The 7,520-nt window shown below is 67.1% G+C and carries 9 protein-coding genes; 6 read left to right on the forward strand and 3 right to left on the reverse strand.

What is annotated here, in order from left to right; all coding sequences use genetic code 11:
• The first annotated feature begins 143 nt into the window (after positions 1 to 143).
• The 4 genes from AC1RWI_RS14225 (at position 144) to AC1RWI_RS14240 (ending at position 4,064) form a co-directional block, all read left to right on the forward strand.
• On the forward strand, positions 144 to 1,481 hold the full coding sequence (locus tag AC1RWI_RS14225; protein WP_492867064.1) for a LuxR C-terminal-related transcriptional regulator: 1,338 nt from the start codon (positions 144 to 146) through the stop codon (positions 1,479 to 1,481).
• A 231-nt stretch (positions 1,482 to 1,712) separates the two neighbouring features.
• The gene (locus tag AC1RWI_RS14230) at positions 1,713 to 2,225 is read left to right on the forward strand and encodes an AmiS/UreI family transporter (protein ID WP_043347161.1); all 513 of its coding nucleotides are present in this window, start codon (positions 1,713 to 1,715) and stop codon (positions 2,223 to 2,225) included.
• A 164-nt stretch (positions 2,226 to 2,389) separates the two neighbouring features.
• Positions 2,390 to 3,622: a formamidase gene (gene fmdA / locus AC1RWI_RS14235; RefSeq protein WP_043347157.1), complete on the forward strand. Its 1,233-nt coding sequence runs from the start codon at positions 2,390 to 2,392 to the stop codon at positions 3,620 to 3,622.
• Between the two features lie 118 nt (positions 3,623 to 3,740).
• Positions 3,741 to 4,064: an FmdB family zinc ribbon protein gene (locus AC1RWI_RS14240; RefSeq protein WP_043347153.1), complete on the forward strand. Its 324-nt coding sequence runs from the start codon at positions 3,741 to 3,743 to the stop codon at positions 4,062 to 4,064.
• A 36-nt stretch (positions 4,065 to 4,100) separates the two neighbouring features.
• Here AC1RWI_RS14240 and AC1RWI_RS14245 read toward each other — a convergent pair whose 3' ends face one another.
• Positions 4,101 to 5,033, reverse strand: coding sequence for a LysR family transcriptional regulator (locus AC1RWI_RS14245; protein WP_043347150.1), 933 nt, complete (start codon positions 5,031 to 5,033; stop codon positions 4,101 to 4,103).
• A 104-nt stretch (positions 5,034 to 5,137) separates the two neighbouring features.
• On the opposite strand from AC1RWI_RS14245, the gene AC1RWI_RS14250 reads away from it, so the two are divergent.
• Positions 5,138 to 5,311, forward strand: a complete 174-nt coding sequence (locus tag AC1RWI_RS14250) for a hypothetical protein (RefSeq protein WP_158408284.1) — start codon at positions 5,138 to 5,140, stop codon at positions 5,309 to 5,311.
• On the forward strand, positions 5,308 to 6,078 hold the full coding sequence (gene tam, locus AC1RWI_RS14255) for a trans-aconitate 2-methyltransferase (protein WP_492867068.1): 771 nt from the start codon (positions 5,308 to 5,310) through the stop codon (positions 6,076 to 6,078). The genes AC1RWI_RS14250 and tam overlap by 4 nt, the downstream gene beginning before the upstream one ends.
• A gap of 46 nt (positions 6,079 to 6,124) precedes the next feature.
• On the opposite strand, the gene AC1RWI_RS14260 is transcribed toward tam, so the two are convergent.
• Both AC1RWI_RS14260 and AC1RWI_RS14265 read right to left on the reverse strand, forming a co-directional pair.
• Positions 6,125 to 6,466 (reverse strand): zinc ribbon domain-containing protein YjdM, encoded by a 342-nt coding sequence (locus AC1RWI_RS14260; RefSeq protein WP_043347137.1) that lies wholly within the window; start codon positions 6,464 to 6,466, stop codon positions 6,125 to 6,127.
• A gap of 159 nt (positions 6,467 to 6,625) precedes the next feature.
• The gene (locus tag AC1RWI_RS14265; RefSeq protein ID WP_492867070.1) at positions 6,626 to 7,201 is read right to left on the reverse strand and encodes a MarR family winged helix-turn-helix transcriptional regulator; all 576 of its coding nucleotides are present in this window, start codon (positions 7,199 to 7,201) and stop codon (positions 6,626 to 6,628) included.
• Between the last annotated feature and the right edge of the window lie 319 nt (positions 7,202 to 7,520).

Genomic DNA, 7,520 nt, shown 5'->3' on the forward strand with positions numbered 1-7,520 from the left:
GGCTGGCAGCGGGCGCTCCGATTATTGTCTGAATCCGCCCCTCGCGCAATGACATGCGCGCTGCGCGGGAAGGGGCCGGAACGCGCTGCGGCATGCCGTATGGATGCTGCGCGGCAGCATGGCGCAGCGCCTTGACATTTAGGGTGCCAGCGCAAACACTGGCCGGCAGTCCTCATATCGAAGAGGCCGCGGGCAGCGCCGTATGGCGCTCGCCGTTGCCCGAATTCGCTGTGCCCGATGCCATGGAGAAAGCGCGGTTGCCCGCCCAGAATGCCGATAGCGCCTATAAGGCCGATAGCGTCGATAGCGCCGATAGCGCCGATCCCCATGCCGGGGAGCTGATCTACCGTATCCACGCCGCGCGCGATGATGATGGCTGGCGCGGCGTGGTTGCGCTGGTGCGCGATCAGTTTGCCGCGGGCATGGCCGTGCTGGCGCGGCGGCACCTGGCCGGCGGCCAGGGCGCGGTGCTGCACGGCGCCCCGGACGACCCGGCGTTCTTTCGCACCTTCGCGCAGTACTCCGCGCGCAACCCGTGGTTCCTCTCCAGCACGGCCTACCAGCCCCTGCAGGTGATCAGCGGCGACGACATGCTGGGCAGCGGCGACCTGGTCCGCACGGACTACTACCAGGCGTTGCTGCGGCCCCATCGCTATCTGCATCGCTTGTGCGGGGTGGTGGCGCGCGAGGCGGATGTCGTCTACTACCTTGAGTTGTACCGGCGCGAAGACCAGCGGCGCTTTGCCAGCAAGGAGAAGGCGGAGTTCCGCGGCCTGCTGGCGCATATGGCGCTGTCGCTGGAAAACCGCTGGCACCGCCACAGCGCCGCGGACCTGAGCCAGGCGCTGATGCGCGTCATCGACGGCCATCCTAACGCCACCTTCCTGGTGGAGCGGGATGGCCGCATCGTCTACTGCAACCGCAGCGCGCAGGCGCTGTGCGGGCAGGGCAGCGGCCTGTACCAGGATGGCGACTATCTTGCCGCGGTGATGCCGACCGACCACCGCACCTTGCACGAGATGCTGGGCACGCTGGCCGGGGCTTCCCAAGGACTTCCCTCCAAGGCCGGTGACACGCGCGACGCCCACCCGGGCCAGGCCACGCAGGCGCCCACGCAGGTGCTGGCGGTGTCCGCGCCCGGCTTTGCCTTGCCCACGACGCTCACGTTGCAGCCCGCCGGCGCATCCATGCGCAACGGGCTGGGCGAGGAGCGCGCGCTGGTGGTGGTCAGCGCGCGCCGGCAGGGTGCGGAGCATGCGCACCACGATTGCCTGTTCGCGCGCCAGTTCAAGCTGAGCGAGGCCCAGGCGCGGGTCAACGCGCTGGTCTTCGCCGGCCACTCCATCGCCAGCCTGGCGCAGGTACTGCACGTGTCCGAAAACACGGTGCGCAGCCACCTCAAGCAGATCTTCCAGAAGACCAACACTCATGGCCAGATGGAACTGGTGCGCCTGCACGCGCAGCATTGCCCGCCGGCCTGAACGTCCCTCGCCCGGCCATCGCGCCGCTGCCGTATCCACTGCCTTATCGGTTGCCTCATTCAATTGGGTGAGGCCGCCTCACCCAGCCACATGACGCGCGGAATCCTCGTCGTGAAGGATTCGCATCTTCGCGGGCCTGCTTATAGTTGACCCGTCGCCACGCGGCCGCCGCGAGTCAGCCGGCGCCAACAGAAAAAGAACAACCAGAATCCGTCACGGAGGAGATACGCCATGCTAGGCCTGACGTTGCTTTACGTAGGTGCCGTGCTGTGCCTGAACGGCTTGTGGCTGCTGGGCAAGATTGGCGACCGCGAGATCTGGGTCGTCAACATCTTTGCCGGCGGGGTGACGATGCTGGTGTCGCTGCGCCTGATCTTCGGCGGCGAGGCGGACAGCGCATCCATCAAGGCCGGCGCGCTGACGCTGTTGTTCACCTTCACCTACCTGTGGGTTGCGCTCAACCGCTTCAACGGCGCGGACGGGCGTGGCCTGGGCTGGTTCAGCCTGTTCGTGTCGATCACGGTGATTCCCGTCGCCATTGATGCGCTGCGCCATGCCAACTCCGTCTGGGATACCTGGTTCGCCTGGTGCTGGGTCGGCTGGGGCGTGCTGTGGTTCCTGTACTTCCTGTTGCTGGCGATGCAGCGTCCGATCCTGAAATTCACCGGCGTTGCCACTGTCCTGGCAGGTATCGCCACCGGCTGGCTGCCAGGCTATCTGCTGCTGAGCGAATCGTTCAGATAGACCGCAAGGACAGACCCCAAAGACAGACCGCAAAGGTCGACCCCGGCGCGGCGGCGGGCAGCCGCGCGCGACCAACACGGATCCAGGCATGCAGCCAGGACGGCTGCATTGTTTCACGGCCGCAATCCGGCGACTGACCGGACACACACCAAGGAGACAGGCACATGGCAGATACCCTGATCAAGGTCGATCTCGCGCAATCGGCGTACGAGAACGAACAGGTCCACAACCGCTGGCACCCGGACATTCCCATGGCCTGCTGGGTCAATCCCGGCGACGAGTTCATCCTGGAGACCTATGACTGGACCGGCGGCTTCATCAAGAACAACGAGTCGGCGGATGACGTGCGGGACATCGACCTGTCCATCGTCCACTTTCTCTCCGGGCCGGTGGGTGTACGCGGCGTCAAGCCGGGCGACCTGCTGGTGGTCGACCTGCTGGACGTAGGCGCCAAGCCCGAAAGCCAGTGGGGCTTCAACGGCTTCTTCTCGAAGCAGAACGGCGGCGGGTTCCTGACGGACCATTTCCCGCTGGCGCAGAAATCCATCTGGGACTTCCACGGTGTCTACACCACGTCGCGCCATGTGCCCGGCGTGGAGTTCGCCGGGCTGATCCATCCCGGGCTGATCGGCTGCCTGCCCGATCCCAAGCTGCTCCATACCTGGAACGAACGCGAGACAGGGCTGATCAAGACCGACCCCAATCGGGTGCCGCCGCTGGCCAACCCGCCGTTTGCCGCGACCGCCCATATGGGCAAGCTCGTCGGGGACGCCGGCAGGCGGGCGGCAGCCGAGGGCGCGCGTACCGTGCCGCCGCGCGAGCATGGCGGCAACTGCGACATCAAGGACCTGTCGCGTGGCTCCAAGGTGTACTTCCCGGTGTATGTGGATGGGGCGGGGCTGTCGGTCGGCGATCTGCACTTCAGCCAGGGCGATGGCGAGATTACCTTCTGCGGCGCCATCGAGATGGCGGGGTGGGTGCACATGCGGGTCAACGTGATCAAGGACGGCATGGCGAAGTACGGCATCAAGAACCCCATCTTCAAGCCCAGCCCGATCACGCCGACCTACAACGACTACCTGATCTTCGAAGGCATCTCGGTGGATGAACAAGGCAAGCAGCACTACCTGGATGTCAACGTCGCCTACCGGCAGGCCTGCCTGAACGCGATCGAATACCTGACCAAGTTCGGCTACTCGCGCGCGCAGGCCTACGCCATCCTGGGCACGGCGCCGGTGCAGGGGCATATCAGCGGCGTCGTGGACATCCCCAACTCCTGCGCCACGCTCTGGATACCGACGCAGATCTTCGACTTCGATATCCGGCCGCAGGCCAACGGACCCACCGTGCACATCAAGGGAGGTGCCGACGTCCTGCTTTCGCAGGATGTGGCCTGAATGCCAATCTGAGCGCCAGCCAGAGATGTGAAGTCCCGGCGAGCGCGGGCTCCCGCCTTCCTCCTCCTTCCCCAAGGGGGGCCGCGCTTGCCACCTTCCACCAAGCGGAGAGACCTGTATGCCCATGTATGAATACGCCTGCGAGGCGTGCGGCAGCTTCACCGCGGTGCGCCGCATCGACGAGCGCGACGCGCCGCAGCCATGCCCCGGCTGCGGCCACGCAGCCCGGCGCCAGGTCACCGCGACCATGCTGGCCCTGATGCCCTCGGCCCGCCGCGTCGCGCATGCGGGCAACGAGCGCAGCGCCCACGCGCCTTTGAGTTCCCAGGGACATCGCCATGGGCCAGGCTGTGGCTGTTCGGGCGGCAGCGCCGGCCTGGCCGGCAAGCCGGGTGCGGCCAAGTCCTTTCCCGGCACGCGGCCCTGGATGATCAGCCACTAGTCCCGAGGAAGCACGCACTGGCAACGATGCGTGCCTTCAATTGCCAATCGCGCGCGTTGGCGCGATTGGCGCAGCCGCCACCATCTCGCGCACCATGGCGCGAAAGCGCATCACGGCGGCCGGCAGCGCGCCTTGGCGCATCGCGAGGTGCAGGGGCGCGCTCAGCACCGGGCTATCGCCTAGCGGGCGATAGACGATGTCCTCGCCACCCAGGCGGTGCATGGACGCGGGCACCACGGACACGCCAAGGCCTGCTGCCACCAGGCTCAGCGTGGCCGGCAGGCGCGGCGCTTCCTGTGCCACCAGCGGGCTGAAGCCCGCGGCACGGCAAGCGGTCAGGATCGCGTCATACAAGCCGGGCCCGGCGGGGCGGCGATAGAGGATGAAAGGCTCGCGCGCCAGCGCCGACAGCGGCAGCGCGCCAGCCTGCGCCGCCAGCGGATGCCCGGCCGGCAACGCCGCCAGCATCGGCTCCTCCAGCACGGCATCGAGCACCAGCCCGGCGGTGCCGCCCACCGGCGAGCGCACGAACGCGGCGTCCAGCCGCTCGTGCAGGATCGCGTCCACCAGCTCGCTGGTGCCGGCTTCCTCCAGCGTCACGGCAACACCCGGCACGCTCTCGCGAAACCGGCGCAGCACGGCGGGCACAAACGGGTGCAGGGCGGCGGAGCTGGTAAAGCCCACCGCCAGCCGCCCTTGCTCCCCGGCCGCGGCGCGGCGGACCACGTCGGCCACGCCTTCGGCCCGGGCCAGCACGGCGCGGGCCTCTTCCAGCAATGCCAGGCCGGCCTCCGTCGGACGCACGCCGCGCGGCAGGCGGCGCATCAGCAAAACACCCAGCTCCTCCTCCAGCCCGCGCAACAGGCGCGTGAGCGGCGGCTGTTGCATGCCCAGGCGCTCGGCGGCACGGGTGACGTGGCCTTCCTCGGCCAGCACGACGAAGGCGCGCAGGCGGCGAAGCTCAATCATTGCCATACTCTCCGGGTATTGAAAACGTGCTCAATATGCATTGGAAATCATAGCAGTTCGGCTCTATCCTGACGGCATGCGTCGGGTATCCACGGAGCACGGCCATGCAAGAACAAGAACAAGAACTGGACATGGACGCCAATTTCCCGCCTCGCCGTAGCCGGGCAACCCGCTTGAGTTCCTGGCGTGGCTGGACACCACGCCAGATGCTCGAAATGCGCCAGAAACGCCCGATCTTTCGAGACACCAGAACCGAACCCGCAAAGGAGCCGCAATGACCTGGTCAGCCAAGCAATACGTGAAATTCGAGAACGAACGTACCCGCCCGGTGCGTGACCTGCTGGCAGCGGTGCCGGGGCGCGAGCCGCGCGTCGCGGTAGACATCGGCTGCGGCCCGGGCAATTCGACGGAAGTGCTGGCCGCCTGTTTTCCCGGCGCGAGCGTGACCGGGCTGGACAGCTCGGCCGACATGGTCGAAGCCGCGCGCAAGCGGCTGCCGGCGTTGAAATTCGAGGTGAGCCGCATCGAAACCTGGTACGACCCGGGCCCTTACGACGTGATCCTCGCCAATGCCGTGCTGCAATGGCTGCCCGACCACGGCCGCCTGCTGCCCGCGCTTGCCGCCAAGCTGGCGCCCGGCGGCAGCCTCGCGATCCAGGTGCCCGACACGCTGGACACGCCCGCGCACCGCCTGATGCGCGAAGTCGCCGCCGACGGCCCGTGGGCCGGCAAGCTGGCCGCCGCTTCTCAGGCGCGTACCGGGCTGCAGGGCGCTGGCTGGTACTACGAATTGCTGCGCGCGCATTGCGGCGCGGTCGATGTCTGGCACACCACCTACCACCACGCGCTGGCCGGTGGCCCCGCGGCGATTGTCGAGTGGTTCAAGGGCACCGGACTGCGCCCCTTCCTGGACCCGCTGGATGAAGCCGAGCGCGCGGCTTACCTGGAGCGCTACACCGCGCAAGTGGCGCGCGCCTATCCGCCAATGGAGGACGGCACGGTGCTGCTGCCGTTCCCGCGGTTCTTCATCGTGGCCACGCGCTGACCGGAACCGGGGCCGCAACCAACAGCGTGCGCAGTGTCAGCCAGGCTCAGGCCTTGCGCAGATAGCAGGCCTTGAGCATGAAGCTGCCGGCGTCCATCTTGCAATCGACCTCGTGGTCGCCGCCCACCAACCGGATGCTCTTGACCTTGGTGCCCATCTTCAGCGTGATGGACGAGCCCTTGACCTTCAGGTCCTTGATCAGCACCACCGCGTCGCCGTCGTTCAACACGGCGCCGTTGGCATCTTTCACCACAGCCTGGGCGCTGTCATCGTCCTGCGCGGCGGCCACCATGGCCCACTCGTGGCCGCAGTCGGCGCAGACATAGTTGTCACCGTCGGGGTAGGTGTTCTCCAGGGCGCATTGGGGGCAGGCGGGGATAGTGGGCATGATGGCTTCCGGTTGCTTGAGGTTTAATGTTTGAGGATTTTGCGGGACCTGGAGTATAGCGGGCGGCGTTGCCATCCAAGGACACCTGGCGTTTCCCAGCGGTCACGCTACGCCGGCGTGCTGCGCGGCACGCGCGGGAAGTTCGTGCGCCAGGCCGGCCTAGTTGCCGTTGCTGGCTTCGTTCGCATCGTGCAATGCCAGCGCCTGGCGGTTGCGTGCGCTGCCGCCGCGCCGCCGGTCCGCTAGCGGCAGGCCGCCGCGCGCGGCCATCTGCCGGGAGCGCTGCTCCAGCCGCATCAGCATGGCATCCAGTTGCACCGCGTCCTTGTCCTCGAGCGCATCGAGCAGTTCAAGGTTGACCTGTTTCGTCAGCGGGAAGATCTCGCCGTACAGGGCCTCGCCCGCGGCGGTCAAGGCCAGCGTGACCTGCCGTGCATCACCAGGCCGCGCCACCCGGCTGATCAGCTTCTTGTCCACCATCGCCGTGATCGTGCGCGAAGCGCGGGGACGGTCCAGGTGGGCCAGCCGCGCCAGCTCGGACGAGCTCATCGCGCCGTGCGCGGCGAGTAGCGCCAGCAGGCGCCATTCCCTGCGGGTGACGCCGAATTGCCCTTCGCAATAGCGGATCACGATGCCGCCGGCATCCGCCAGCAGGCAGCTCAAGCGGTAGAGAAAGAGGTCCTCGATCGATTGCGGCTGGTTCAGGCGATCGGAGGCTGGATTGGAAGCTGGCATGGGGCGGCCCGGATGAATCGCATGGTTGGTTCGTGATCGCGCGGCCTGGCAAGGCGGCGCGCGAGAAGCTGCATTACAGGCCTGCGGCGCCACGGCGTCAAGAAATGCGATGAATGCTACACCGCATTTCTTGACGCCGTGGCGCGCAACAGGTGAGTCGATGGGGCAAGCCGTGGATGTCCCGATGACGCTGCTCAGGCGCAAGGAAGCGGGCGGTCCCGGCGTGGCTGGTTGGCCGCGATGGACTGGCGATGGGGACCGAAATGATTGATTAGAACAATCGACGGCATGCCAAGTAGAGTTGTCCGGCATTTGGGGG

This window comes from Cupriavidus sp. MPR-AND1C, assembly GCF_058809705.1.

Excerpts from the sequence above, each read along its gene's own strand:
- AC1RWI_RS14230 (WP_043347161.1), top strand. The coding sequence starts at position 1,713 with ATGCTAGGCCTGACGTTGCTTTACGTAGGTGCCGTGCTGTGCCTGAAC.
- fmdA (WP_043347157.1), top strand. The coding sequence starts at position 2,390 with ATGGCAGATACCCTGATCAAGGTCGATCTCGCGCAATCGGCGTACGAG.
- AC1RWI_RS14240 (WP_043347153.1), top strand. The coding sequence starts at position 3,741 with ATGCCCATGTATGAATACGCCTGCGAGGCGTGCGGCAGCTTCACCGCG.
- AC1RWI_RS14245 (WP_043347150.1), bottom strand. The coding sequence starts at position 5,033 with ATGATTGAGCTTCGCCGCCTGCGCGCCTTCGTCGTGCTGGCCGAGGAA.
- AC1RWI_RS14250 (WP_158408284.1), top strand. The coding sequence starts at position 5,138 with ATGCAAGAACAAGAACAAGAACTGGACATGGACGCCAATTTCCCGCCT.
- tam (WP_492867068.1), top strand. The coding sequence starts at position 5,308 with ATGACCTGGTCAGCCAAGCAATACGTGAAATTCGAGAACGAACGTACC.
- AC1RWI_RS14260 (WP_043347137.1), bottom strand. The coding sequence starts at position 6,466 with ATGCCCACTATCCCCGCCTGCCCCCAATGCGCCCTGGAGAACACCTAC.
- AC1RWI_RS14265 (WP_492867070.1), bottom strand. The coding sequence starts at position 7,201 with ATGCCAGCTTCCAATCCAGCCTCCGATCGCCTGAACCAGCCGCAATCG.